We start from the raw sequence: 26,482 nt of genomic DNA, 5'->3' as shown, positions 1-26,482 counted from the left end.
TATATTATGAGTCATATCACAGATTCCGCTTATATTCGTATATTCCCATACGATTATTAAACAAATATATAAACGGGTATAATAATTTATAAACAATAGGTGCTAAGGACAACATACTTCCTGTAAAATTAATCAATCCAGTCTGTTTAAGCTTAGGATTCATAACTACAATTTCATGACCGTCCTTAGTTCCCCACTGAAAAGAAACATTCATTTTACTAAGCATATCATGTTGTTTAGTGCGTTTCGCCACATATGGAGAAATCATATCAAGATATAACGTAAACTCTTCAAAAGAATCAGTCAGCAAGCCTAAAAACTGCTTCATTTCATCCAATGTAAGATACATAACTACACCTTCACTAACAAGCAGTAGTTTTCGTCCATTTATCTCAATATTTTTAGTCCACAATTCATCAGTTATAGAACTCACTAAATTATGGACTCGTTCATGAGGCTCAAAAAATTGTGTACGTGCTTCAATCACTCCGGCAAAATCGATATTATACCAATCAATATAACCGTTGTCGACTCGATAAAACATAGTATCTAAACCGGCACCTAATGATACGACGATACAATCTGGATATAGAGATATAAAGTTTCGTATCTCTTCATCGATTACTTTTGCTCGTCCTAAAATTCCATAATAAGACATCTTAACATCTTTAAATTGATCAAAATCATAATCAATATGCTTTAAAATATCCCAGGATTTCTGATCCTTTAATACAGATTGATCTGACTCATAATCTTTCGCTCTTGCATATAGTGTCAATAATGCCGTTTCGCCTACAGCGTTTAAATCAAGTTTCATAGTTACACCTTCTTTGTAAAAATACAAAATGTAAATGGTGTTCATACCTATGAATGTCTTCAATATACAACTTTTATATTATTTTATTATTATAACACATATGATTTCTAATCAGCATCTATGGTAAAAAAGAACATCGCCACCACATGTTTAGCAAACTAATTTTAGATAAAAATTCTAACCTTAGAGTTAACATAATAGTGACGAGTTCTTTTTGATTCTAATAGTTTATTTTACAATACTACCATAACAAACCCATGTTTGAGCTTTATCGATATGAGCTGGTACAGTTTGACCAATTGATAGGGAGTCATCCTTAGGGAATAAAACCATTTTATTACCAGATGTACGACCGAACCACATGTCTTCATCACGAGGACTTGGTCCCTCTACAATAATATCAAATACTTGTCCTTCCATAGGTTTATTTAATTCATAAGAGATTTCATTTTGTACATCCATCAATGTTTGTAAGCGAACGCGCTTAATCTCTTCTGGAATTTGATCATCCATAGTTGCTGCTGGCGTTCCAGATCGCTTAGAGTAGATAAACGTATACGCCATGTCATAGCGCACATCTTTTAATAATTGTAATGTAGCTTGAAAATCTTCCTCAGTTTCTCCTGGGAAACCTACAATAATATCCGTAGTCACCACCACATCTTTTATTTTTTCACGGCAATAAGAAAGTAATTCTTTATAATGCTCTACCGTGTAATGACGATTCATTTTCTTTAAAATACGATTGGAACCAGATTGAATAGGTAAATGTAAATGCGTCACAATATTGGATGACCTACCAAGAGCATCAATCATAGACTTACTCATATCTTGAGGATGACTTGTCATATAGCGAATACGTTCTATACCAGGAATACCATCAAGAGCATCAATTAATGTACCAAAATCTGTACCATCTTTAAAATCTAGGCCATAAGAGTTTACATTTTGCCCCAATAAAGTGATCTCTTTAAATCCTTTAACCCCTAGGTCTGTAACCTCTTTAACAATGGCCTCTACAGGACGGCTAATCTCTCTACCACGTACATGGGGAACAATACAATAGGTGCAAAATTTATTACAGCCATTCATAATAGGTACCCATGCATAAAAAGAGCTATTTGGTTTTGCCTCTAATTCAGGCAATACAGAGTTATCCATATCTACGCTGATTTGATGCGTATGTCCATGTTGTACTTCTTCAATCATCTCGTTAATATGTTGAATATTATGAGTACCCAATACAATATCAATATGAGGAGCTCGTTTAAACATTTCTGCTTGATTTTTTTGAGCCATACATCCTGTGACGGCGATAATCAAGTTTTTATTATTACGTTTTAGTCTTTTTAGCTCACCTATACGCCCATAAACTTTAGTTTCTGCATTTTCACGCACTGCACAAGTATTTAGCAGAATTAAATCTGCAGTTTCAACATTCTCTGTTGGTATATACCCAACAGATTCCAGCTGATGCGATAATCGCTCAGAGTCGGCGGTATTCATTTGACAACCATAGGTGTAAATATAATAAGACTTCATTCTAACTCCTACACTTTAACAATCTTACGTTTTGTTTCAATAATATTCTTAACTTTAATGGACATGCGTTCAATAGACATGCCGGTAATATATTCAATTTCATTGCGAACAGATTTTTGTACCTGTTGCATCAACGGTTTAACAGGATATCCATGTTCAATAACTACAGCCATATCAACAACAAGACCGTTTTGACCTTTGTCGCTTTTTTTAAAAGAAATTATACTGGTCTCATCGACACCAGCTACTTTTTTTAACCCATTTCTAATCAATTTAATAATTACTTCATCGTCAAAAGTGAGTCGACCATAGTAGCTAAAAGCAGGCCGTACAACAGAACGTTCAAATCCTTCAGAACCAATTTGACCTAAGGTATCTTGATCTTGTTTTTTCAAAGTCCTGCGGCGCCACATGGTTTTGATTGGATCAATCAAATACCCCCTAAAGTGTGGCTTTAATTCCATAGTCGGCACAGGAATTATATGTTTACCCTCTTTAAGACGTGCATGTTGTGCCTTTTCAATTTCCTTAGGTGTTGCAACATCTTCTATACGAATATATCGATCAGGTTCTTGTAAGCCTAAAGCTTTAGTAATCTTCTTAACCATATTATCAGAAGTGCCGATAATCATAAGCTTATTAGGTTTAATCTTATCTAATTGTTCTCGTACGGATTTAACTTGTACTTCGTCTTGAAAAATAGCACGACGAACAGCTTTTAAACGACTAGACTCTTTTTTTGCAGAAAAGCCAGCTACAATTTTATTATCATGAATCAAAATACCATCATCGATGATACATTCAATTTTATTTTCATGAGCAACTACGAGGGCACGATGACTTTTACCTGTGCCACTACTACCTACAAAAGCAACGACTTCCATAGCCTACCTCGTCATTTATAACAAACTAATAAATTCTGATACATCCTTACCAGATACTAAGTAATCACCAAATCTATCAGGTTTCTTGCCTACAATACCATGGTAATCAGAACCACCAGTAATAAATAGCTTATGCTTTTTAGCGAATTCTTTATATCGCTCCACATCATCATCATTATGCTTTGAGTGATATACCTCCATACCATCAAAATCATAATTTAACATTTCCAACACATATTCATCACTGGTAACCAATTTAGGATGAGCCATAACAGCAAGTCCTCCAGCTTTATGTATAATATCAATAATATAAGGAACCTCTACTTTTACCTTAGGAACATAGCAAGGACTATCTTTTCGAAGAATACCTTTAAATACATCATTAATATCCTTGGCATAACCACCATCAATTAAAAGTTTACCAATATGTGGGCGACCATAAGCTTTAGTATCAGGAAATTGTTTAATGAGCTCTTCTTTTGTAATATAATATCCTTCATTATTACAACGACGGATAATTTCATCGATACGTTCTTCACGTTTTCCTTTAAAAAACGTAATAAAATCGATTAAATCTTTATTATTTTCATCAAAACAATATCCTAAAATATGAATTGACTTATCTTTATAATCAGCACTAAATTCACAGCCATTTACGATTTTAATAGATTCATTAGGATCTAACTTCTTTTGAGCAGCACGCAATGCTTGAATGCCGTCTATTTCATCATGATCGGTTAAAGCCATCATAGATACATTACAGTCTATGGCATGTTGCAATAGATCTTTAGGTGTTTCAACACCATCTGAAAAGATGGAATGCATATGAAAATCTACAAGCATATAGCACCTCCATTCCAAATATTCTATCATTTAATTATGACTTATTTAATCTATTAATTCAAGTTTAGAAAGAAAAATTGCGACCCTAATGAACATTCACTAGAATCGCAATTCTATTATAAGTTTTGAAGCAATTCTGTTACTTTATCAGATACAGAATCAATAGCACATGGAAGAGCTTCTCCAGACTTACGGATTTGAATTTCTACTTCGTTATTCTCAAGAGTATTTTTACTTACTGTAATGCGAAGTGGATAACCAATCAAATCAGCATCTTTGAACTTAACACCTGCACGATCTTTACGATCATCTAACAATACATCTACACCAGCATTTTGTAATGCAGTATAAATAGTTTGACTAGTAGACATTAATGCTTCGTCTTTTGCATTAATTGGAACAATAACTGCTTCAAATGGAGCGATAGAACGTGGCCAAATAATACCATTTTCATCGTGATATTGCTCAATAGCAGCAGCTAGTGTACGAGATACACCGATACCATAGCAACCCATAATCATTGGATTAGGACGACCATTTTGATCTAAGAATGTAGCTTGTAATGCTTCAGAATACTTTGTACCCAATTTAAATACTTGACCCACTTCGATGCCTTTAGCATGTTCTAAAGCACCCCCACATTTAGGACACACATCGTCCTTCGTGATTAAACGAATTGGAGCAACAATAATATCTTCTACATTAAAGTCCCGTTTTGGATTGATATTAACGTAGTGAGCATCTTTTTTATTAGCGCCACCACAAACATTGTAAGTTTCCATAACAGATTCATCAACAACAATAGCAAATTCTTCTGTTTGTTTTAAACCAATAGGACTGATGAAACCAGCTATTAAACCTACTTTTTCCAATTCTTCAGGGGTGGCCATCTCAGGCTCTACAGCACCAAGAACGGCATGTTGTACAGCGACTTCATTTACTTCATGGTCACCACGAACAATGGCTAATACCACTTTACCATCAATAGAAAATACTACCGCTTTGATAGTTTTATGTAATGGTAAATTTAACATGTCTGCCACAGCTTCAATAGAACTTGCATTTGGTGTATCCACAACAGATAACTCATGAAGAACTTCTTCGTCTTGCTTCATGATACCAGGCTTGCCGATTTCAATGTTAGCTGCATAATCACACTTAGTACAATATACGATATCAGCTTCACCAGCTTCGGCAATGGCCATGAACTCATGCGTACCACTACCACCGATTGCACCACTATCAGCCTCTACTGGGCGGAATGTAAGACCACAACGTGTAAAAATACGTGTATATGCATCGTACATAGATTTATAGGATTCATCTAAACCCGCTTCATCTACATCAAAAGAATAAGCATCTTTCATAATGAATTCACGGCTACGCATCAAGCCATAACGTGGACGACGCTCATCACGGAATTTACTTTGAATTTGATATAAGTTGACTGGTAATTGACGATATGAGTTAATCTCATTTTTAACGAGGGTTGTAATCATCTCTTCATGTGTTGGTCCTAGACAAAACTCATTATCATGACGATCATTGATACGCATCATTTCTGCGCCATATGCGTTCCAACGGCCAGACTCTTTCCAAATTTCTGCAGGCTGTAAAATTGGCATCATAATTTCTTGAGCACTAGCACGATCCATTTCTTCACGTACAATAGCTTCAATCTTTTTAATACTTCTCCAACCTAATGGTAAAAAACTATATAAACCATTTGCAGTTTTACGCATAAAACCAGCGCGAAGCATAAGCTGTTGGCTTACTACATCAGCGTCAGATGGAACCTCACGCAATGTAGGTGCATATAATTTAGTGGCTAACATAAAGACTCCTCATCTAAATTTTCTAAATATTGGTCAATTTCTCTAAACAATGTATCTACTAATTCGGCTTCTGGTACAGTCTTAATAACTTTCCCTTTACGGAAAATAATACCTTGACCATCACCACCAGCAATACCAAAGTCGGCCTCACGCGCTTCCCCTGGACCATTTACAACACACCCCATAACGGCAACCTTAATAGGCGCTTTTATGGATGCTAGACGTTCTTCTACAATACCAGCCATATCAAATAAATTTACTTGGCAACGACCACATGTAGGACAAGATATCATAGTGGCCCCAAAATTTCTTAATCCTAAGCTACTTAAAATACTTCTACCTACTTCAATTTCGTGAATTGGATCTCCAGTTAAGGATACCCGTAATGTATCACCAATGCCATCGAGCAATAATGCACCAATCCCCATAGCAGATTTAATAGTGCCTTGTTTAATAGTACCAGCTTCTGTTACCCCTAAATGTAACGGATAAGGAATCTTATCAGATAACTTACGATATGCTTCCACCATTAGAGGTACTTCCGTGGCTTTAATGGATAATTTCATTTGACGATAATCGAGTTTTTCTAAAATTCTTACGTGTTCTAAAGCTGTTTCAACCATACCATCCGCTGTAGGATGTCCTCCATGAGCATCGAGAATATGCTTTGGTAAAGAGCCTGCATTAACACCAATGCGAATTGGGATTTGTTTAGGTTTTGCCTTTTCAATAACGGCTAAAACCTTATCTTCACCACCAATATTTCCTGGATTAATGCGCAATCCATCAACATTATTTTCAATAGCTTCTAAAGCTAATCTATAATCAAAGTGAATATCGGCGATCAAAGGAATTGAAATGCCCGCTCTAACAGCCTTTAAAGCCTTTGCAGATGCCATTGTAGGAACGGCGACACGAACCAGTTCACAACCAGCCTCTGCTAAATGATTAATTTCTGCAATTGCCTTCTCTGTATGTACTGGATCCGTAGTAATCATAGATTGAATACTTACCGGTGCATAATCGCCGATTTTAACTGTACCTACATAGATACCATTTGTTGGTTTACGTACAATCATTGTAATCTCCCATCTGTCTTATAGTAAACGGAAAATATCCTGCGTTGTTACATATAAGAATAATGCTACCATTAAGGCAACCCCAACCATTTGTATATACATAAGAGCTTTAGCAGGTAATCTACGGCCTGTTATAGCTTCCGCCAAGATAATAATCAAGTGACCACCATCTAAAACAGGTAATGGTAAAAGATTAATAACCCCTAAGTTAATACTAAGGAATGCAGCAAAACTTAATAGTGGTGCAAATCCTGATTGTGCAATAGTACCTGCCATTTGGGAAATTCCTACTGGACCAGATAATTCGGCTGCTTGTGTGCCACGAATCATATCATAAATCCCACTGACCATAGCAACAATAGTTTGCCCCGTCCGACTAACAGCAAGGCTCAAAGATTCACCAATACTATAAGTTTCACGAGTAAAGCTAGGGTAGATGCCAATCTTAGGACTATCTTGTTCCATTTTAGGTATTACCGTAGTCTCTATAGTTTTTCCTTCACGCTCTACAACAACAGTTACACCATGGTTTGCTGTGCCTTGTAAACTAGGACGAATATCATCCCAAGTACTAATTTTTTTACCATCAATCGTAATAATTCTATCGTTAGCTTCTAAATGAGCCTGCTCTGCAGAACTACCCGCAATAATGTTACCAATTACAGGTTCATTTGTATATGTAAGATTTCCTACAGTCACATTTAGGCCAAAGAAAAGTACAATGGCTAATATAAAGTTAAATACAGCCCCTGCAGAAATAACAATAAATTTTTTCCACGCAGGTTTATTATAAAAGGAGCGCTCATTAAGAGGCTCGTCAGGTGTCATACCAGCAATACGATTAAATCCTCCAAGAGGAATTATACGAATAGAATATAAAGTTTCCCCTTTTTGTACTTTAAATATAGCTGGACCAAAACCTATAGCAAATTCATCAACTTGCATACCTGACATCTTAGCTGTAATAAAATGGCCTAATTCATGAATAAACACGATTAAACCAAATACAAATATTGTGGCTAATGCCGTAATCATATATTCTCCTATAACATCAACGATGTTGCCTTTTCACGGGCCCATCTATCGATGGATAATAAATTATCTAATGTAAAATCATCTTCTGGTCCCATAGATTCAAGAACAGAAGTAACGACTTTATAAATATCACCAAAGGCGATTTTATCTTCTAAAAAGGCATATACTGCCGTTTCATTAGCTGCATTAAATACAGCAGGTTTAAATCCACTAGCACGTCCCACCTCATACGCAAGTCGAAGTGCAGGAAAATCGTCATACCGTGGAGGTAAAAACTCCAATTGTAGTGCTTGACTAAAATCAAGATGATTCATACTTAAAACTTCACGTTTGGGATACGTCAAAGCATATTGAATGGGCTCGCGCATATCTGGATTACCCATTTGCGCTAATATCGCACCATCCTTCATACGTATCATAGAATGAACAATACTTTGAGGATGTACTACTACATCAATATGATCAAAATCAAAACCAAATAACCAATGAGCTTCTATTACCTCTAAGCCTTTATTGAATAAAGAGGCAGAGTCTATAGTTATTTTATTACCCATATTCCAGGTAGGATGTCGCAAACAATCTGCAGCAGTTGCAGTTTGAATTTTACTAGAATCCCATGTGCGTAAAGGTCCACCAGAAGCAGTGACAATTAAAGAATCAACATTGTCACGTTTCTGTCCTTCTAAGCACTGAAATATAGCACTATGTTCACTATCGATAGGTAGGATTTGTACGCCATGTTCTTTAGCTAAAGCCGTAATTAATGGACCTCCAGCAACAAGAGTTTCTTTATTAGCAAGACCTATAGTCTTCCCTTGTTTTATAGCTTCCACTGTAGGCTCAATTCCCGCAGCACCTACAATAGCAGTAACAATCATTGTTGCTTCTTGAATTGTAGCTGCTGCAATGAGGGCTTCCTTACCACCTATCAATTTTGTAGGACCTGTATAGCGTGCTTGTAATTCTTTAAAAGCACCTTCATCTACAAGACCCGCCACCAAAGGTTTATATTCTTTAATCTGATGTTCTAAGAGGTCAATATTATGATGTGCCACTAAGGCAACCACCTTGAATTGATCTGGATGTTGAGACACCACATCAAGCGTCTGTGTACCGATTGAGCCAGTACTGCCGATAATACTTAGGTATTTCATAAGTGTACCTCTATGAAATTAGTACGAAAATAGTAATATATATACTAATGTAATAGGAGCCGCAAATAATAAACTATCAAAGCGATCCAATACACCGCCATGACCTGGTAATAATGTACCAGAATCTTTTACATTACATAGTCGTTTAATCTTTGATTCAAACAAATCACCTAATGGTGCTAATATACCGCTAATCATACCTACATGGATTCCCATCCACCAAGGAATGCCAACGATATACGAAAATACTGCACCTGTAAGGATACAGCCGATAAATCCACCAATAAAACCTTCTAGTGTTTTATTAGGACTAATGGATGGTACTATTTTACGTTTACCAAAAGCTCGACCTGAAAAATATGCAAAGGTATCACTAGCCCAAGTAGTAAACAATAATAACCAAAGTGTAATAGTGCCCCAGTTATATAGTTCAAAAGGCATTGATAAATTCATGTAAATTGAGTCATGACGAATCAAGAGCAATGAAGTCATACCCATACCAATATATAATAAACCAAATACACTAAAGGATACACTAGACATCGAGTACTTAGTTTCACCAAATGTACACAACATATAATTGGCAAATAAACTTAATACTAAAATAGCTATAGCTATAATATACTGATGACATGCAAGAGCAATCATTAGCAATAAAATGCTAATATATCCCCATATAATGGATATCCAAACACGTTTAGCTTTACCAAGTAATACAAACTCACGCCACCCTAATAAAGCTAAAAGTGTAATTAGCACATCATACACTAATCCACCAAATGTAATGGCCCCTAAGGCAATAATAAAACCAATAACAGCGGTAATAACACGTGTTTTTAACATTTTTTATTCCTCATCACATAAGCCACCAAATCGGCGTTCTCGTTTCTGATATGCCGCCACAGCATCAAGTAAAGTTTCCTTAGTAAAATCTGGCCAATGCAAATCGGTAAACCAAAATTCAGCATACGCTAGTTGCCATAACAAAAAATTACTAATTCTAAAATCACTACTAGGACGAATTAATAAATCTACATCACTAAACTCTTTAGTAAATAATTGAGAACTTACATATTCTTCAGTAATATTGTCCATTGTAATAACGCCATCCGTAACAGATTTTGCAATGTCGCGGATAGTTCTAACTATTTCATCACGCCCACCATAGTTAATTGCTAACTGTAATGTGAGGCCTGTATTATTCTGAGTTAATAATTCCGCATCTTGAATGATTTTTTGTAGGTCTTCTGAAAGCCCTCCAATAAAACCAATAAATCGAATGCGTACATTATGTTCATGCATATACTTAACATTATTATTTAAGTATTCTTTTATGAGAGACATAAGTAAAGAAACTTCCTGTTCAGGACGTTTCCAGTTCTCCGTGGAGAAACCATATACCGTAAGAGCTCTAATTCCGATCTCATCTGCGGCCATAACAATTTCTTTTAATACATCTGCACCAGCACGATGCCCCATGGAGCGCGGCATGCCTCTGCGTTTAGCCCATCGTCCATTACCATCCATAATAATAGCAACATGTTGTGGAATTATATTACAATCAATGACAGGCGTATCAGAACGTTTACGGTTAAATAATTTCTTTAGCATAGTCTACCTCGATAGAATTTCCGAAGTCGCTGGCAATCATTGGTCTATATAGTAGTATATGTAAGCACTCATCAACCTTTGTAATACGTGCCACATAAAATCCTTTATCTGAAATTTCAAAGAAGCGATTAAAGGATCCACCAATCATTACCTTAAAAGGAATATGGGCAGCCTGCAAACGAGACTTTGCAAGCTGCCATGGTATTCCAATAAGGCTATTAGAATCAAACATTATACTTCTAATACGTCCTTTTCTTTTACTACTTTTAACTCATCGATTTGCTTAACTTTAGCATCGGTAAGCTTTTGGATTTGATCTAAACCGTCTTTAGCATCATCTTCAGTAATCGTTTTAGCTTTCTCTTCTTTTTTTAATGCTTCATTTACATCGCGACGAATGTTGCGCACTGCAACTTTTGCATCTTCAGCCTTTTTATGAACTACTTTAACGATTTCTTTACGACGTTCCTCAGTTAATTGAGGAATACTTAAACGAATTTGTGCACCATCATTACCAGGGTTCAAACCTAAATCAGATTGTAAAATTGCTTTTTCAATAGCACCAATCATTGTTTTATCCCAAGGTGCAATCACAATCATGCGAGGTTCAGGCACGGAGATATTCGCAACTTGATTAATGGGTGATGGACTTCCATAGTAATCAACCATTACTTTATCAAGTAGTGCTACACTAGCACGGCCTGTACGAATAGATGCGAATTCATGTTTTAAAGCCTCAATAGACTTATTCATGCGGTCTTCTGCTTGTTGTAACAATTCTTTAATTTCCATATGAATTATTCTCCTCGAACAATGGTCCCTATTTCTTCACCTTTAGCAGCTTTTGTAATATTACCAGGAATATCCATGCTAAATACAATAATAGGAATATTGTTATCTTTACATAAAGTTGTAGATGTAGCATCCATTACTTTTAATTCTTTTGTGATAATCTCGTTATATGTTAATTCATCAAATTTAACAGCATTAGGATTTGTCTTAGGGTCAGAATCATATACGCCATCAGCAAATTTCTTTGCCATTAAAATAGCATCGGCTTCAATTTCAGCGGCCCGTAATGCAGCTGTTGTATCTGTAGAGAAGTAAGGTTTACCAAGACCAGCACCGAAGATGACGATACGTTTTTTTTCTAAATGACGAATAGCGCGACGACGAATATAAGGTTCTGCAATTTCTTGCATTTCGATAGCCGTTTGTACACGTGTATCTACACCAGCTTGTTCTAATGCATCTTGCAATGCTAAGGAGTTCATCACTGTTGCAAGCATCCCCATATAGTCAGCAGTAGCACGATCCATACCTTGATTGCTACCAGCTAAACCTCTCCATAGGTTACCACCACCAACAACAATTGCGATTTCTAAATCAGTGGATTTTGCTAAAGCAGCAATTTCTTTTGCAAATTCTTCGACAACATCAGGATTAATACCAAAACCTTGTTCACCTGCTAATGCTTCACCACTCAACTTTAAAACAATACGTCGAAAGTTTCTTTTTGCCATATTTTTACTCCTCTATTGCAAAATAAGAGAACACTGTACGGTGTTCTCTTATTGTTTATTAATTATTTACCAACAGATGCCATTACTTCTGCTACGAAGTCATCTTGGCGTTTTTCAATGCCTTCACCTAAACCATAGCGAACAAAACGACGTACGTTGATGTTTTCACCGATTTTTGCAATACTTTCATTAATGATGTCTGTAACAGTTTTATCACCATCTTTAATGAATACTTGTTCTAATAGGCAATTTTCTTTATAGAATTTTTCAATACGGCCAGCAACCATTTTTTCTAAAACAGCTTCAGGTTTTGGTTTACGACCAGCTTTAACGTCTTCTTCAGCTTCTACTTTAGCTTGTTCCAATAATACTTGTTTTTCGTGTTCAATGACTTCAGTAGGAACTTCTTCACGGTTCAAGTATGTAGGATTTACAGCCGCAATTTGCATTGCGATATCGCGTGCTAAATTTTGGAAATCATCAGTTTTTGCAACGAAGTCAGTTTCACAGTTAACTTCCACTAAAACACCGATACGACCACCAGCATGAATGTAGGATTGTACTACACCCTCAGCTGCAATACGACCAGCTTTTTTAGCTGCCGCAGCCAAACCTTTTTCACGAAGAAGGTCAACCGCTTTATCGATATTACCGTCAGTTTCAACCAATGCTTTTTTAGCGTCCATCATACCTGCGCCAGTCATGTCGCGCAATTCTTTTACCAAAGCAGCAGTAATTGCCATTATTTTGTTCCTCCTAGTATTAATTAAGGTAAGGATATAGTCCTTACCCCAATTATATATGTTATAGATTTATCTTTCAAATGCTAATACGACAACGATTAAGCTTTACCGTCTCGAACCATTTCAGCAGAGTCAGCTACCATGTTATCTAATGCTTCTTCGAAGGATTCGCCTTGACGACCTTCAAGAACAGCGTCAGCCATTTTACCAGCCAACAATTTAACAGCACGGATAGCGTCGTCATTTGCTGGAATTGGGAAATCAACTTCATCTGGGTCACAGTTAGTGTCAACTGTTGCAACCACTGGAATGCCCAATTTTTTAGCTTCCGCAATAGCAATTTTTTCTTTTTTAGGATCTACTACGAAAAGAGCACCTGGCATTTTAGGCATATCTTTGATACCACCAAGGTATTTTTCCAATTTATCCATTTCATGACGAAGACCGATAACTTCTTTTTTAGGCAATACTTCGAAAGTACCGTCTTCTGCCATAGCTTCCAATTGTTTTAAACGTTTAATACGAGTTTCAATTGTTTTGAAGTTAGTCAACATACCGCCCAACCAACGTTCGTTAACGAAGAACATGTTAGCACGGATAGCTTCTTCTTTAATAGCTTCTTGAGCTTGTTTTTTAGTACCTACGAACAAGATTACTTCGCCTTGGGAAGCAACTTCACGCAAGAAATTGTAAGCTTCTTCTACTTTTTTAACTGTTTTAGACAAATCAATGATATAAATACCATTGCGTTCAGTGAAGATGAATTTCGCCATTTTAGGGTTCCATCTTCTAGTCTGATGACCAAAGTGTACACCAGCCTCTAATAATTGTTTCATTGATACTACTGCCATTGTGGCACCTCCTGTTAATTAACCTCCGCCGCTTCATCCTTCGGGTCACCCAAAATTAGGCACAGTACCGAAGTCCACTGACGTGCATATTTTTCATACCTAATAATTCTAACAAAAAATCATAGCAAAAGCAAGCAAGGAGTGAGGAATTCTTTAAGTATTCCTCACTCCTTATTTTAAATACATTCTCTTTCTTATTGATGTACGATCTTATGTTCAAATTTGAATTATAGAATATTATGAAACTATTTATTCAATTATTGCGAATGGAGTCAATCATACTTGCACGATTTTCTGCTCCAAACACTGCAGAACCAGCAACTAAAACTGTAGCCCCCGCTCTTTTAATCGGTACACAAGTAATATCGTTAATACCACCGTCCACCTCAATGACTGCCGTTGAATTGTCTACTTCTTCTAACAATATCTTAGCTTGTTTAACTTTTTTTATGGCATTCTTAATAAAAGATTGTCCTCCAAATCCTGGATTCACAGACATAATTAAAATCATATCTAAATCTGCAGCTACATCTTCTAGTAGAGATACAGGTGTACTAGGATTCAATGCTACACCAGCCTTCATCCCACACTGCTTGATATGTTGAATCAAACGATGCATATGAGGTACAGTTTCTTGATGAAAAGTAAAATATTCTACACCAATTTTTGCAAATTCTTCTACATAATCACCAGGATTAGTAACCATCAAATGCACATCAAATGGTAATTTTGTATATGGACGAATGGCTTTCACAATGGGAGCACCAAAGGTTAGATTCGGAACAAAGTGTCCATCCATGATGTCGATATGTAATAAGTCAGCCCCCGCTGCTTCAATAGATTTTAATTCTTCGCTTAACACCGCAAAATTTGCGGAAAGCATAGATGGTGCAATTTTTATCATATTAAAACCTCTTTCGTTGACTTTCTATATCATTACGTATAGACATATAAGCATCATATCGTCCTTGATGAATATGACCAGCTTCTAGAGCAGCTTTAATCCCACAAATGGGTTCATGTTCATGATAGCAAGGATTAAATTTACAAGTATCAACATATTCACCAAATTCTGGGAATAATGTAGGCAATCTTTCAAGGGAAACATCATTAAATTCAATAGCACTAAATCCAGGTGTATCCATGATAAAAGAATCTGCATCTAAACTATATAAAGAAGCGTGACGAGTAGTATGTTTACCACGTTTAATCTTATCACTTACCTCCCCAGTCTGGAAGGCAAATTTGGGGTCTACCGCATTTAAAAGACTACTTTTACCAACACCAGATGGTCCTGCAAAAGCCGTTACCTTATGTTGAAGCACATGACGCAAATCATCAATGCCTGTCATATTATATGTGGATGTCATCAAAACCTCATAGCCGATTGATTTATAAAGATCAACCATAGCTTTCGTCTCTGAATCCATCAAGTCACATTTATTGATACATAGTACGATAGGTATATCCGCATGTTCAATCATAACGAGCATTTTATTGAGTAATAACTCATTAATATCTGGTTCATGGGCAGCCACAACTAATACAACTTGGTCAATATTAGCTACTGCAGGGCGAACCATCGAATTATGACGTTCATGGATGGATTCAACGAACCCATCCTCCGAAATCGTAACGCGGTCCCCTACAAGTAAACTATAGCGTCCTTGCTTAAGTCTGCCACGAACCTTACATTCATGAATGGTACCTGTATCATCTTGTACATAAAAGTACCCATTCATATTTTTGACAACAATGCCTGTAATCATAGTACCTCTTATAATGCAGTTTCTTGCACTAATGCACCATTGAGGTACACCTCAATACGTACATTACCTACACCAGACACTTTTTTAACAACACGATCTCCAGGTTTATTCGTATCATCATAGATTACGGCAGAACCTTCATCATCTTTTACGACAATTTTAAGTTCTTGATTTTTAGAACCAGCTGGTACAGTAACATCTATAGTACCAGTTGTTTTATTACCACTGTTTCCTTCTTTTTTATCGGATTTCTTTTTATCATCTTTGAACTCAGTCGTAAGATTTAATGTGGAACCTTCGTCAATTTCGTCGCCAGCTTTAATGCTTTGCTCTATAACCACAGATTTTTCTTCCACAGATCCAGATACTTGGTTTACACCTAGTTGAATATTACTCAATGTATCACGAGCATCTTTTAATGTCATACCAACAAGATTAGGTACTTTGACTTTCTTAGCCTTCGCTTTATTTACTACGAGATCAATTGTTGTCCCTTTAGACACTTTAGAATCTCCTGAAGGACTCTGAGCAATAATTACACCATCTTTTTTACCATCTACAGATTGTTGTGTTATTTTCCCCACAACTAAACCTAAATCTTTAAGTCGTTGACGGGCTTGATCGACAGTTAAATCAGTTAAATCTGGCACCGTAATATCGCCTACACCTTTAGAAACTACAAGGTGAATTGTCCGTTGCTCTTTAACCTTTTCTCCAGCCCCAGGTGTTTGAGAAATAACTTGACCAGCTGGCACATCAGGATTCGTAACTTCACTTGTAGACACACGCAAATGTTTATCTTCTAAGATATTTTTTGCTACAGAAACTTGTTTGCCTACCACATTAGGTACATCTACTGTTGTATTACTCCAGAAATTTCCGTAGCTTAAGAAAGCACCTAAAAATGCTACTAAAAAAATGACAGCAGCACCTAGAACGATGTATTTTTGTGGAATCGATGCAATTTTACTTAACATACTCTTCTTTTTACCCTCGTCTTTACGTTCTTCTTGAATAGTACTTAGATCTTCAAGTGCTTCAGGATCAACCGCAGGAATCATTTGTGTAGCAAAATCATATGGTTCATGACGTTGTGTTTTCCCCATTGTAAAACCTTGAGATAACCGCAAATCACTGATCATATCAGAGATAGAATCAAAGCGATCTGCAGGATTTTTAGATAATGCCTTCATAACAACAGCTTCTAAAAGCGGAGGGATTGATGGATTATATCGAGTTGGAGGTTCTACCTTCTCACGAACGTGTTTTAATGCTACTGCAATTGGCGTTTCCCCTTCAAATGGTACACGACCTGTAAGCATTTCATACAATACAACACCCAATGAATAGATATCTGTATTTCCATCTACTGGTTTACCACTAGCTTGCTCTGGTGATAAATAGTGTGCAGAACCCAAAATCGAATTCGTATACATAACTGTGTTAGTTGCATTTATTGCACGAGCAATACCAAAGTCAGTTACTTTAACGCGCCCCGTATTGGTAATAATAACATTATGTGGTTTTATATCACAATGAACAATACCCATTGTATGAGCGTGTTCTAAGCCTTCAGCTATGGCAATAGTAAATTTAACAGCCTCATCTATAGACAATCTTCCATGACGAGTTATATATTTTTTTAAGGTTTCACCATCTACATATTCCATAACAATGTAATGTAAATTTTGGTCAAAACCTACATCATACATATTTACAATATTGGGATGATTTAATTTACCTGCCGCTTGTGCTTCTCGTTTAAATCGAGTCACAAATTCATCATCATTTGCAAAATTAGCATGCAATACTTTTATTGCTACTTGTCTACCTAGTAAGGTATCTTCTCCAAGGTATACATCAGCCATTCCACCAACGCCAATTTTATCAACAATACGGTAGCGGTTATCTAGAAGTATGCCTTTTATATTCATAGTACTCATTATTTCTCCATTTCTAGATTAGATTGTTCCCACCACAATGGTCACATTATCTCCTGCTCCGACTTCATATACAGCTTCCATCAATGATTCAATAACCAACATATCATCATCCGTTGATTGTAATGCAGAGGCAATTACATCATCAGATACATAGCCACTTAATCCATCAGTGCAAAGTAAAATACGATCACCGGGAAGAATAGACTCTACACCACTATCAACCTCTAAGATTTCATCAACACCGACTGCACGGGTTAATAAATTACGTTGAGGGTGATTTAGCATTTCATCCTTTGTAATCTCTCCAGCTGTTAATAATTCTTGTACCATAGAATGATCCGTAGTAATTTGTCGTAAATGACCATCTCTATATACATACAAACGACTATCACCAACACTTGCCCAGTAAAGTTGATTACCATTTATAGCTGTAACTACAGCGGTAGTACCCATACCAGCAAGTCGTTCTTCACAAGCAACGCGATTTACAATACGTTGATTAGCGTGAATGATAGCATCACATAAGTCTTGTTGACCTATCGTTTCAAGGGAGGACAAATATTCTTTTATTTCATCTACAGCATAGGTACTTGCAATTTCACCACCGCTATAACCACCCATGCCATCAGTAACAGCACAAATATGGCCATCAATGAAAAAACGGTCCTCGTTACGCTGGCGTACAAGCCCAATTTTACTTAAACCAACAAAATTATTCATGATTCTCCTTTTTCCGACCATGAGCAGCCTTTAACTGTCCACATGCGGCTTGGATTGCATCGCCCATTTCCTTTCGTACCGTTACTGATACGCCATAGGAACTAACGATGTCTTTAAATGTATTCATATTCGTAATAGATGGTTTATATAATTCAATATGTTCATTGCCATTAACTGGGATCAAGTTAACATGACAATTTGGGAAATCTTTACAGATTTTCCCCAAAGCATGAGCATCATCTATAGATGCATTTACAGAATCTATAAGAATATACTCAAAGGTAACACGACGCTGTGTCGTATTATAATAGTATTTTACCGCATCTAAGACTTCCGTCAATTCATAACGTGCCCCAACGGGCATAATACTACGACGAACTTCATTATTTGTAGCATGTAATGAAAGTGCTAAGGTTATTGGCAAACCTTCATCAGCTAATTTATAAATATTAGGAACCCAACCACAAGTGGAAATCGTCATCTTACGATAACTAATATTACAAATCATAGGATCATGTAGTAGTTGTAATGCTTGTAATACATTATCATAATTTTGTAACGGCTCCCCAGCGCCCATAACGACAACAGAGTGTATTTCCTCTTTAGTAAGAGCCCCAAATATGACAACTTGTCCAATAATCTCAGCGACTGTTAAATCTCTGTATAAGCCACCTTGTGTAGAAGCACAGAATACACATCCCATAGCACACCCCACTTGAGAGGAAACACATACAGAATACCCATAGTGTTGCTCCATCAAAACTGCTTCCACACGACTTTGATCTGACATCTCTACAAGTATTTTGCGAGTCTTTCCATCAGGGGCAATAGACTCTGTAATTAATGTAGGTAAAGAAATAACACAATTATCACCTAGCCATTGACGCAAGTCTTTCGGAAATTGTGTCATGTCTTCAAAATCAAAAATATATCTATGATAGATATATTCAATTAACTGTTTCGCTCGAAACTTTTGTATATTATGGGTCTTAAAGATAGATTGTAATTCTTCTAAAGACTTACCCAATAATTCTATCATGGTGCTCCATTTCTTATATTATGATAAGCGTTTCATGCGAACCATAAAGAAACCATCCATATGATCTCGCGGTGGATAGGTTGTAATCATACCATCTATAGCTTGTGGTGCCCCTTTATATGATACAGGATCGATGATAAAGTTCTTATGAATTGCCAAGAATTTATTTAGAACAGCTTCATTTTCACCACTATTCATAGTACATGTGGAATATACTAAATATCCATTAACCTTAACCATTTCAGAAGCTTTTTCTAATATTTCAAGTTGTAACGGCGGCAACTCAATAAGTAAAGACTCTGTTTTACGCCAACGCATGTCTAATTTCTTTTGTAATATACCTAGACCAGAACAAGGAGCATCAACTAAGACGCGATCAAATTGTTCTTTCCAATTATCAGGAAGATAACGACCATCTTGAAGCTTAGTAGAAATAATAGATACACCTAATCGCTCAGCATTTTGATTAATCAGTTCTAATTTATGGTCGTAAATATCACAACTCATAATAGCTCCTGTATTATTCATAAGACTTGCCATATGCATAGACTTGCCACCTGGTGCAGCACAACAGTCTAAGATAAGCTCTCCTGGTTGAGGATCTACCACATGGGCTACTAACATAGATGCTTTATCCATAAAAGTAATATGACCTTCTAAAACAGGTTTAGCTTTTTCTAAATGACCTTGATGTCCATCAATATAAACTACTTCAGGAATATATGTATCCTGTTCTACAATCCAATCTAAATCTTCTAATTCTTTTAAACAATCCTCAATAGATACTTTCACTGTATTTATGCGAGCCGTCAAACGAGGTTGTTCATTAAACCAAGAACAAAGATCTACGGTCTTATCTTTTCCCATTTCTTTTATCCATAAGTTGACAAGCCATAATGGTTGATTGTAGATAAAGGAAATTTCTTCAGCTTCGGACTTAGCTAGTTCACCGATAGAAATGCTATCACTTTCACGTAAAACCGAACGCAAAACAGCATTTACAAAACCAGATAAACCTCTAGTTAGCTTTTTGGCGAGTTTAACAGATTCGTTAACAGCCGCACTTTCAGGAACCTTATCCATATAGATAATTTGATAAATACCAAGTCTAAGGATTTCCACAACCATAGAAGATAGTTTCTTTAAGGGTCGCTTTGCAAAGTGAACAATAATAGCATCCAAGTAATTTTTTCTACGAATGACCCCATACACAAGTTCAGTAAAGAATCTTCGATCTAAATCGGATAGATGATATTTCTGTAAATACTCTTGCAACTTTATATTTGCATAAGCACCATTGCGATTAATTTCACTCAATGCTTTTACAGCGAGCAATCGAATATTTTGTTGTTGATTAGTCTTTACCTCTATCATTACTATTCCTACCAATCAATTGTTCTACTACTGCTCGAACACGTTCAGAATCGACTGTTGTATTACAACATGGCCCATTAGGACGTTCATTTAATACCCCAATAACTGGGATGGGAAATACATCAGCCATTCCACTTGCTAAATCTCGTTCGCAAGCTATTGCTACAATAGCTTTTGGGCGTGCTTCCTTTACCTTCATCCGCGCTAAGGTGCCTCCAGTGACAACTATAAATTGACAACCATAGTCCTTAGCCACTTGCAACAAATTACCAACCTGGCATCGCCCACACTGCTTACAATTATATACATCATGTGTAACCTTATGAACACACGAACTTTCTTGTAAACAGTGAGGAGTTAATAATAATATACGTTCTGGATCTACCGTATACATATCTAGCATTACTAAATGATTGATTAAATCAATCATAGACTGTCGGAGTTGATCCTTAGTAACCCCTCTCACCTTACCAATCGCCAAAGTTAATGGAAATAATCCATAAATAAACTGATTGGCTAGTCTTAAAACAATAGGATGTAACCTTATAATACCTGTGCTAGCAACAATTAAAGATAAGCACAAAATCCATATAATAGCAATAAGTATAGATATAACTACACTACTTATAATTGATGCAAATGGATGCAATTGTAAAAGTCCTGGTTCTAATATATACATTAGAAAGGCTAGTACTGCTGTGAGCAAAGCACATGTAATAGTTGATAAAATCAAGTATAACGGATACGTTTCGTACTGCTTATATTGAGTCCCCAAAAACGATACCTTCCTTTATTTGATGACCATTTATAAAATCAATTGCAGAAATGCGTTTTTTATTTTCTGGTTGGACTTCTGTTAATAGAATTATATTTCCATCACCACAAAATACACCTAAACCGGCTATTTTAGATACGATTGTACCAGGCACAGTTGTGGCTGATATAGCAATTGGTACATGTTTACCATGGACATCTATCAAACAGTGAGTCGTATCACTGGGAACCACTTCTCCAGACCATACTTTTAAACGTTTTCCATCGAGATATGTATAACATCCAGGTGCTGGATTAAGTCCTCTAATGAGATTTGCAATTTCATTAGCCGGCTTAGACCAGTCGATCTGCCCCATTTCCTTTGTAATCTTAGTAGTATGTGTAGCCATTGAATCATCTTGTGGTGTAGCCACAATTTCTCCATTAACCCAACGAGTTAATACAGGCACTATAGTTTCACCCCCCAGTACAGCTATACGTTCAAATAACTGTCCTGTCGTTTCACCGGGTAAAATATCTATCTCCACAATGTCAATGATATCACCTGTATCAAGGCCATCATCCATATGCATTATGGTAACACCCGTTTTAGAGTCTCCATTAAGAATTGCATAATGAATTGGCGCAGCGCCTCTATAACTAGGTAAAATAGAGGCATGAACATTAATACAACCATATTGCGGCAATCGAATAAGCCAAGGAGGTAATATTTTACCATACGCAATAACAATCACTACATCTGGTTGTAATGCTTCTAATTCGGCTCTCACTTGTTCATCACGCAAAGTGACTGGTTGATATACAGGCAAGTCATGCTCTAAAGCAGCTACTTTTACAGGGGGCATTTGAACTTGTTTACCACGCCCTTTTTGTTTATCAGGCTGGCAATACACACCGACAATAGAATGACCAGCTTGAATCAAAGCCTCTAAGGTAGGCACAGAAAAGTCTGGTGTCCCCATAAAAACGATGCGTAATTGTTTATTATCAGACAATTTCTTTCTCCTCTGGATGATCAGTAATTAATCGTAAGTTAGTTGCTTTTTCAATAAACAAATGACCTTCCAAGTGATCAATTTCATGTTGGAAAATACGCGCCAAAAAACCTTCAGCTTTTATAGTTACCTTCTTATTATGTGGATCAATACCTTTAACAGTGACTTTATTAAATCGTTCCACATCTCCGAAATATCCTGGCACACTTAAGCATCCTTCAGGTCCAACTTGAGAACCTTCAGCATGAGTGATTTCAGGGTTAATTAGCGCAATAAGACCACTACCAGATTGGTCATCTACAACGATAATACGTTTAGCTACAGCCACTTGAGGTGCTGCAAGACCAACCCCTTCAGTCTTATACATAGTTTCAGCCATATCATCGATAAGGGCTCTAAGTTTTTTATTAACATGCTCTACAGGTTCCGCCACTTGTTTTAAAACGGGATGACCTGCTTTCACAACATCTAATACAGCCATTGATACTCCTACACTACACGGGATCCACGTCAATCAGCAGTCCTTCTTGCGTGAAAATCCATGAGTTATATATATATTCTTTCAAATTCGTTAAATCTGTACCGCGAATCATAATAGCTAAACGATACATATCGCGCACTTTTTTTATAGGCGCTTCATAAGGACCATTAATCAAAATATCCTGATTTCCTTTATAAGACTCCAAGTCATCGACAATACGATTTGCTATAGACTCTAATGTTTTCATATCTTGATGACGCACAACCATATGAATCATTTCGCGAAATGGAGGATATCCTAAAGCTTTACGGTTTTGAATTTCTTCATTGTAAAAGCCTATATAATCATGAGCCTTACTCTTTATTATAGCATAATTTAAAGGATTATATGTTTGTATTACAACGCTACCCGGTTTTTCACCCCTACCGGCACGTCCAGAGGTTTGAGTAAGTAAATCAAAAGTTCGTTCTGAAGCTGTATAAACAGGAATATTCAAAACTGAATCGGCTGTTAAAATACCAACAGCTGTTACATCTTTAAAGTCATGACCTTTAGATACCATTTGTGTTCCCAACAAAATATCATATTTATGAGCCCCAAAGTCATGTAAAATATCTTCTGCTAATTGCTTATTTTTTGTCACATCTTGATCAAGACGAGCAATGCGGGCCGATTTAAAGTGACGACGTAACTCTTCCTCTACCTTTTGTGTGCCTGAACCAAAAAACTTAATCCTCTTACTATTACATTTGGGACAAACAGTTGGAATTGGTTCATGATGTTCACAATAATGACAACGCAATTCTTCACCAGCTTGGTGATAAACCATAGCTACATCACAATGAGGACACATAATAGTTTCCCCACAATCCCGGCACATAACAAAAGTACTATAACCGCGTCTATTTAACAGAATAATCATTTGATTATGCTCATCCAATGTATGTTGAATTAAGCGACTCATGGCATCAGAAAAAACGGAGTAATTTCCATGAAGAATTTCTTCCTTCATATCTACTATAGTAACCTTCGGCATAGGTTGCTCAAAAATGCGATTTGGCAACTCTAGTAAATGATACTCCCCTTGCTTAGCTTTATAGTACGAAGTAACAGATGGTGTAGCAGAGCCTAAAATAACGGGACAACCATGTGCCTCAGCACGCCACAATGCCACGTTACGTGCATGATATCGAACCATATCCTCTTGTTTATAAGATGGATCATGTTCTTCATCGACCACAATAAGGCCGATATCCTCAGCTGGCGCAAATACGGCAGAACGAGCGCCAATAATAATGTGACTATCCTTACGGCGCAAACGCTCCCAATTATTGTTCCGTTGTTGTACCGTCAATTTACTATGAAATACTACGACTTCGTCACCAAAAGTTTCTACAAATCGTCTCACAATTTGATCAGTCAATATAATTTCAGGTACTAAAATAATAGCCGTCTTATCCTGACTAATACATTTTGCTGTAGCACGTAAATATAATTGAGTCTTACCACTACCAGTGACACCATGAAGTAAAAAGGTTTTATGTTCATGGCTATTCATTGCAGCTTGTATTGATCCATATACAGCTTGTTGAGCTTCAGTAAGAGGAATATTAACTTCTTCTGTTAAAAGCTCATCAAATGTTGTTTTTGTGGCTTTAAAACGAGCTTCAACGACAATACCTTTAGCTTCACTCACTTGTTTAATGACCATACGAGAATAGCCTTTAGCTAGCAGTAATGCCTTAGATGCTCCGCCCACTTCAAGTAAGTATTTTGCTAATTCTCGTTGTTTCTTTTTCCGTTCACTAAATTGTGCCATCGAAAATTCTGGCATAACTACTAACCATTCTTCCTTTGGTGCCTCGTAAGATTTTAATGTCTTATTCACTGTAAACAATCGCAATGCATCGCCATAAGAGAATAAATAATACTCATTTAGACGACGGGCCGTATCCATCATTTCCGGTGTAAACCAAGGTTCACTATCTAATACTTGCACAATATTTCGTAAAGTGAACTCTGGTGGCTCAACTAACTCGGCGTAACCAATAAGAATGCCTTCTTCACGACTATGTCCTAAAGGAATGAGTACGCGCGTACCAGGCAAAACATTACCAAACTTTTCAGGCATTAAATAGCTCAAAGGTTTATGAAGTTGTTTGGCTGGTCTGTTAATTATAACTTGTGCTACGCGCATACATTATTTCCTTTCGTTTATTATAAAAGGTCTCAGTAGAAATTCTACCAAGACCTTTTGTATTATAAGCCAGCTTCTTCTTTTAGAATTTGTGCTTTATCTGTACGTTCCCAAGGTAAATCCACATCAGTTCTACCAAAGTGACCATACGCTGCAGTTTTGCGGTAATGAGGCTTTAACAAATCAAGCATTTCAATGATTCCTGCTGGACGAAGGTCGAAATGTTTATTAACAAGCTCTTGAATTTTTGTTTCCTCTATGCGACCTGTACCAAAAGTATCAACTAAAATAGATACAGGATGAGCAACCCCGATTGCATAAGCAACTTGCACTTCACATTTATCAGCAAGACCTGCTGCTACAACATTTTTAGCTACATAACGCGCTGCGTATGCTGCGGAACGGTCCACTTTAGATGGATCCTTACCGGAGAATGCACCGCCACCATGACGGGCCATACCACCGTATGTATCTACAATAATTTTACGGCCAGTTAAACCAGCATCACCATGAGGGCCTCCGATTACGAAACGACCAGTTGGATTGATGAAGTATTTAGTATTTTCATCAACGAATTCAGCAGGCAACGCTGCGTCAATTACATAACGCTTCAAATCAGCTTTAATTTGTTCTTGGGTCACTTCAGGGCTATGTTGCGTAGAAATAACAATTGTATCAATGCGCTTAGGTTTACCATCAACATATTCTACAGTAACTTGAGTTTTACCGTCTGGACGTAAGTAAGTTAAAGTCCCATCCTTACGAACTTCTGTAAGACGACGGGATAAACGATGTGCCAAGGAAATTGGCAACGGCATGAGTTCAGGTGTTTCATTAGATGCATAGCCAAACATCATACCTTGGTCACCAGCACCGATTTTATCAAGCACTTCACCATTGCCATCTTTTGATTCAAGTGCTTCATCAACGCCCATGGCGATATCCGCAGATTGTTCATCGATGGATACAAGTACACCACAAGTATCACAATCAAAACCAAATTTTGCACGAGTATAACCAATTTCACGAATTGTATCACGTACGATGCGAGGAATATCAACATATGTATGAGTAGAAATTTCACCTACTACATGAACTAAACCAGTAGTAACTAAAGTTTCACAAGCCACACGAGCAGTTGGATCCTTTTCAATAATCGCATCCAAAACAGCATCAGAAATTTGGTCAGCTATTTTATCTGGATGGCCTTCAGTAACAGATTCAGAAGTAAAAAACATATGTTTTTCAGCCATTTTATCCTCCTAATACGAAA

26 protein-coding genes are annotated in these 26,482 nt (G+C 36.8%); all 26 read right to left on the bottom strand.

The window, feature by feature from the left end:
- Positions 1-16 precede the first annotated feature (16 nt).
- The 26 genes from B1A77_RS07540 to metK all read right to left on the bottom strand — a co-directional run bounded on the left by B1A77_RS07540 (position 17) and on the right by metK (position 26,462).
- On the bottom strand, positions 17-817 hold the full coding sequence (locus tag B1A77_RS07540; protein WP_004697379.1) for a class I SAM-dependent methyltransferase: 801 nt from the start codon (positions 815-817) through the stop codon (positions 17-19).
- 228 nt (positions 818-1,045) lie between these two features.
- Positions 1,046-2,359 carry a tRNA (N6-isopentenyl adenosine(37)-C2)-methylthiotransferase MiaB gene (gene miaB, locus B1A77_RS07535; RefSeq protein ID WP_077708388.1) on the bottom strand — a complete coding sequence of 438 codons (1,314 nt, stop codon included), beginning with the start codon at positions 2,357-2,359 and terminating at the stop codon, positions 1,046-1,048.
- 8 nt (positions 2,360-2,367) lie between these two features.
- A complete protein-coding gene (locus B1A77_RS07530; RefSeq protein WP_004695710.1) occupies positions 2,368-3,243 on the bottom strand; it encodes an Asp23/Gls24 family envelope stress response protein in 876 nt (291 codons plus the stop codon).
- 15 nt (positions 3,244-3,258) lie between these two features.
- Positions 3,259-4,086, bottom strand: a complete 828-nt coding sequence (locus tag B1A77_RS07525) for a PHP domain-containing protein (protein WP_004695708.1) — start codon at positions 4,084-4,086, stop codon at positions 3,259-3,261.
- A 116-nt stretch (positions 4,087-4,202) separates the two neighbouring features.
- Entirely contained in the window at positions 4,203-5,921 is a 1,719-nt protein-coding gene (locus B1A77_RS07520; protein ID WP_008600855.1) for a proline--tRNA ligase, read from the bottom strand.
- Positions 5,915-7,000, bottom strand: a complete 1,086-nt coding sequence (gene ispG / locus B1A77_RS07515; RefSeq protein WP_004695704.1) for a flavodoxin-dependent (E)-4-hydroxy-3-methylbut-2-enyl-diphosphate synthase — start codon at positions 6,998-7,000, stop codon at positions 5,915-5,917. Before ispG ends, B1A77_RS07520 begins: the two co-directional genes overlap by 7 nt.
- A gap of 18 nt (positions 7,001-7,018) precedes the next feature.
- Positions 7,019-8,035, bottom strand: coding sequence for an RIP metalloprotease RseP (rseP, locus tag B1A77_RS07510; protein WP_077708387.1), 1,017 nt, complete (start codon positions 8,033-8,035; stop codon positions 7,019-7,021).
- Between the two features lie 8 nt (positions 8,036-8,043).
- A complete protein-coding gene (locus tag B1A77_RS07505; RefSeq protein WP_008713852.1) occupies positions 8,044-9,189 on the bottom strand; it encodes a 1-deoxy-D-xylulose-5-phosphate reductoisomerase in 1,146 nt (381 codons plus the stop codon).
- Positions 9,190-9,207: 18 nt separating this feature from the next.
- Positions 9,208-10,032, bottom strand: coding sequence for a phosphatidate cytidylyltransferase (locus B1A77_RS07500; protein ID WP_077708386.1), 825 nt, complete (start codon positions 10,030-10,032; stop codon positions 9,208-9,210).
- Between the two features lie 3 nt (positions 10,033-10,035).
- Entirely contained in the window at positions 10,036-10,800 is a 765-nt protein-coding gene (locus tag B1A77_RS07495) for an isoprenyl transferase (RefSeq protein WP_077708385.1), read from the bottom strand.
- Positions 10,781-11,032 (bottom strand): hypothetical protein, encoded by a 252-nt coding sequence (locus B1A77_RS07490; RefSeq protein WP_004697100.1) that lies wholly within the window; start codon positions 11,030-11,032, stop codon positions 10,781-10,783. Before B1A77_RS07490 ends, B1A77_RS07495 begins: the two co-directional genes overlap by 20 nt.
- Complete coding sequence (frr, locus tag B1A77_RS07485; RefSeq protein ID WP_008713847.1) at positions 11,032-11,592, bottom strand: ribosome recycling factor; 561 nt, start codon at positions 11,590-11,592, stop codon at positions 11,032-11,034. The genes B1A77_RS07490 and frr overlap by 1 nt, the downstream gene beginning before the upstream one ends.
- 5 nt (positions 11,593-11,597) lie before the next feature.
- Positions 11,598-12,323 (bottom strand): UMP kinase, encoded by a 726-nt coding sequence (gene pyrH, locus B1A77_RS07480; protein ID WP_004697414.1) that lies wholly within the window; start codon positions 12,321-12,323, stop codon positions 11,598-11,600.
- Positions 12,324-12,385: 62 nt separating this feature from the next.
- A complete protein-coding gene (gene tsf, locus B1A77_RS07475; RefSeq protein ID WP_004695689.1) occupies positions 12,386-13,066 on the bottom strand; it encodes a translation elongation factor Ts in 681 nt (226 codons plus the stop codon).
- Positions 13,067-13,164: 98 nt separating this feature from the next.
- Positions 13,165-13,917: a 30S ribosomal protein S2 gene (gene rpsB, locus B1A77_RS07470; protein ID WP_004695687.1), complete on the bottom strand. Its 753-nt coding sequence runs from the start codon at positions 13,915-13,917 to the stop codon at positions 13,165-13,167.
- 253 nt (positions 13,918-14,170) lie between these two features.
- On the bottom strand, positions 14,171-14,821 hold the full coding sequence (rpe, locus tag B1A77_RS07465; protein ID WP_004695686.1) for a ribulose-phosphate 3-epimerase: 651 nt from the start codon (positions 14,819-14,821) through the stop codon (positions 14,171-14,173).
- Position 14,822: 1 nt separating this feature from the next.
- Positions 14,823-15,686, bottom strand: a complete 864-nt coding sequence (rsgA, locus tag B1A77_RS07460) for a ribosome small subunit-dependent GTPase A (RefSeq protein WP_004696976.1) — start codon at positions 15,684-15,686, stop codon at positions 14,823-14,825.
- Between the two features lie 8 nt (positions 15,687-15,694).
- On the bottom strand, positions 15,695-17,620 hold the full coding sequence (gene pknB, locus B1A77_RS07455) for a Stk1 family PASTA domain-containing Ser/Thr kinase (protein ID WP_008600842.1): 1,926 nt from the start codon (positions 17,618-17,620) through the stop codon (positions 15,695-15,697).
- Between the two features lie 27 nt (positions 17,621-17,647).
- Positions 17,648-18,349 carry a Stp1/IreP family PP2C-type Ser/Thr phosphatase gene (locus B1A77_RS07450; RefSeq protein WP_004697417.1) on the bottom strand — a complete coding sequence of 234 codons (702 nt, stop codon included), beginning with the start codon at positions 18,347-18,349 and terminating at the stop codon, positions 17,648-17,650.
- On the bottom strand, positions 18,342-19,388 hold the full coding sequence (gene rlmN, locus B1A77_RS07445; protein WP_077708384.1) for a dual-specificity RNA methyltransferase RlmN: 1,047 nt from the start codon (positions 19,386-19,388) through the stop codon (positions 18,342-18,344). Before rlmN ends, B1A77_RS07450 begins: the two co-directional genes overlap by 8 nt.
- An 18-nt stretch (positions 19,389-19,406) precedes the next feature.
- The gene (rsmB, locus tag B1A77_RS07440; protein WP_077708383.1) at positions 19,407-20,762 is read right to left on the bottom strand and encodes a 16S rRNA (cytosine(967)-C(5))-methyltransferase RsmB; all 1,356 of its coding nucleotides are present in this window, start codon (positions 20,760-20,762) and stop codon (positions 19,407-19,409) included.
- The gene (locus B1A77_RS07435) at positions 20,743-21,537 is read right to left on the bottom strand and encodes a DUF116 domain-containing protein (protein WP_004695673.1); all 795 of its coding nucleotides are present in this window, start codon (positions 21,535-21,537) and stop codon (positions 20,743-20,745) included. The genes rsmB and B1A77_RS07435 overlap by 20 nt, the downstream gene beginning before the upstream one ends.
- Positions 21,521-22,531 (bottom strand): methionyl-tRNA formyltransferase, encoded by a 1,011-nt coding sequence (gene fmt, locus B1A77_RS07430; protein WP_004695671.1) that lies wholly within the window; start codon positions 22,529-22,531, stop codon positions 21,521-21,523. The genes B1A77_RS07435 and fmt overlap by 17 nt, the downstream gene beginning before the upstream one ends.
- Complete coding sequence (gene def / locus B1A77_RS07425; RefSeq protein WP_004695669.1) at positions 22,524-23,012, bottom strand: peptide deformylase; 489 nt, start codon at positions 23,010-23,012, stop codon at positions 22,524-22,526. Before def ends, fmt begins: the two co-directional genes overlap by 8 nt.
- Positions 23,013-23,025: 13 nt before the next feature.
- The gene (gene priA / locus B1A77_RS07420; protein WP_077708382.1) at positions 23,026-25,209 is read right to left on the bottom strand and encodes a replication restart helicase PriA; all 2,184 of its coding nucleotides are present in this window, start codon (positions 25,207-25,209) and stop codon (positions 23,026-23,028) included.
- A 62-nt stretch (positions 25,210-25,271) separates the two neighbouring features.
- Positions 25,272-26,462, bottom strand: a complete 1,191-nt coding sequence (gene metK / locus B1A77_RS07415) for a methionine adenosyltransferase (protein ID WP_077708381.1) — start codon at positions 26,460-26,462, stop codon at positions 25,272-25,274.
- Between the last annotated feature and the right edge of the window lie 20 nt (positions 26,463-26,482).

The sequence above is a fragment of the Veillonella parvula genome (genome assembly GCF_002005185.1).
GTDB classification, from domain to species: Bacteria; Bacillota; Negativicutes; order Veillonellales; family Veillonellaceae; genus Veillonella; species Veillonella parvula_M.
The sequence above is the reverse complement of the archived record's forward strand: the minus strand, read 5'-3'. Positions and strand labels throughout refer to the sequence as shown.

What these genes read in the sequence shown, in the direction of transcription:
- tsf (WP_004695689.1), bottom strand. Translation starts at nt 13,066, where the DNA reads ATGGCAATTACTGCTGCTTTGGTAAAAGAATTGCGCGACATGACTGGC.
- B1A77_RS07500 (WP_077708386.1), bottom strand. Translation starts at nt 10,032, where the DNA reads ATGTTAAAAACACGTGTTATTACCGCTGTTATTGGTTTTATTATTGCC.
- B1A77_RS07495 (WP_077708385.1), bottom strand. Translation starts at nt 10,800, where the DNA reads ATGCTAAAGAAATTATTTAACCGTAAACGTTCTGATACGCCTGTCATT.
- rlmN (WP_077708384.1), bottom strand. Translation starts at nt 19,388, where the DNA reads ATGATAGAATTATTGGGTAAGTCTTTAGAAGAATTACAATCTATCTTT.
- def (WP_004695669.1), bottom strand. Translation starts at nt 23,012, where the DNA reads ATGGCTGTATTAGATGTTGTGAAAGCAGGTCATCCCGTTTTAAAACAA.
- miaB (WP_077708388.1), bottom strand. Translation starts at nt 2,359, where the DNA reads ATGAAGTCTTATTATATTTACACCTATGGTTGTCAAATGAATACCGCC.
- metK (WP_077708381.1), bottom strand. Translation starts at nt 26,462, where the DNA reads ATGGCTGAAAAACATATGTTTTTTACTTCTGAATCTGTTACTGAAGGC.
- pyrH (WP_004697414.1), bottom strand. Translation starts at nt 12,323, where the DNA reads ATGGCAAAAAGAAACTTTCGACGTATTGTTTTAAAGTTGAGTGGTGAA.
- priA (WP_077708382.1), bottom strand. Translation starts at nt 25,209, where the DNA reads ATGCGCGTAGCACAAGTTATAATTAACAGACCAGCCAAACAACTTCAT.
- B1A77_RS07530 (WP_004695710.1), bottom strand. Translation starts at nt 3,243, where the DNA reads ATGGAAGTCGTTGCTTTTGTAGGTAGTAGTGGCACAGGTAAAAGTCAT.
- rpsB (WP_004695687.1), bottom strand. Translation starts at nt 13,917, where the DNA reads ATGGCAGTAGTATCAATGAAACAATTATTAGAGGCTGGTGTACACTTT.
- B1A77_RS07520 (WP_008600855.1), bottom strand. Translation starts at nt 5,921, where the DNA reads ATGTTAGCCACTAAATTATATGCACCTACATTGCGTGAGGTTCCATCT.
- ispG (WP_004695704.1), bottom strand. Translation starts at nt 7,000, where the DNA reads ATGATTGTACGTAAACCAACAAATGGTATCTATGTAGGTACAGTTAAA.
- B1A77_RS07525 (WP_004695708.1), bottom strand. Translation starts at nt 4,086, where the DNA reads ATGCTTGTAGATTTTCATATGCATTCCATCTTTTCAGATGGTGTTGAA.
- B1A77_RS07450 (WP_004697417.1), bottom strand. Translation starts at nt 18,349, where the DNA reads ATGAATAATTTTGTTGGTTTAAGTAAAATTGGGCTTGTACGCCAGCGT.
- rpe (WP_004695686.1), bottom strand. Translation starts at nt 14,821, where the DNA reads ATGATAAAAATTGCACCATCTATGCTTTCCGCAAATTTTGCGGTGTTA.
- rsmB (WP_077708383.1), bottom strand. Translation starts at nt 20,762, where the DNA reads ATGATAGAGGTAAAGACTAATCAACAACAAAATATTCGATTGCTCGCT.
- pknB (WP_008600842.1), bottom strand. Translation starts at nt 17,620, where the DNA reads ATGAATATAAAAGGCATACTTCTAGATAACCGCTACCGTATTGTTGAT.
- rseP (WP_077708387.1), bottom strand. Translation starts at nt 8,035, where the DNA reads ATGATTACGGCATTAGCCACAATATTTGTATTTGGTTTAATCGTGTTT.
- B1A77_RS07540 (WP_004697379.1), bottom strand. Translation starts at nt 817, where the DNA reads ATGAAACTTGATTTAAACGCTGTAGGCGAAACGGCATTATTGACACTA.
- B1A77_RS07505 (WP_008713852.1), bottom strand. Translation starts at nt 9,189, where the DNA reads ATGAAATACCTAAGTATTATCGGCAGTACTGGCTCAATCGGTACACAG.
- rsgA (WP_004696976.1), bottom strand. Translation starts at nt 15,686, where the DNA reads ATGATTACAGGCATTGTTGTCAAAAATATGAATGGGTACTTTTATGTA.
- frr (WP_008713847.1), bottom strand. Translation starts at nt 11,592, where the DNA reads ATGGAAATTAAAGAATTGTTACAACAAGCAGAAGACCGCATGAATAAG.
- B1A77_RS07490 (WP_004697100.1), bottom strand. Translation starts at nt 11,032, where the DNA reads ATGTTTGATTCTAATAGCCTTATTGGAATACCATGGCAGCTTGCAAAG.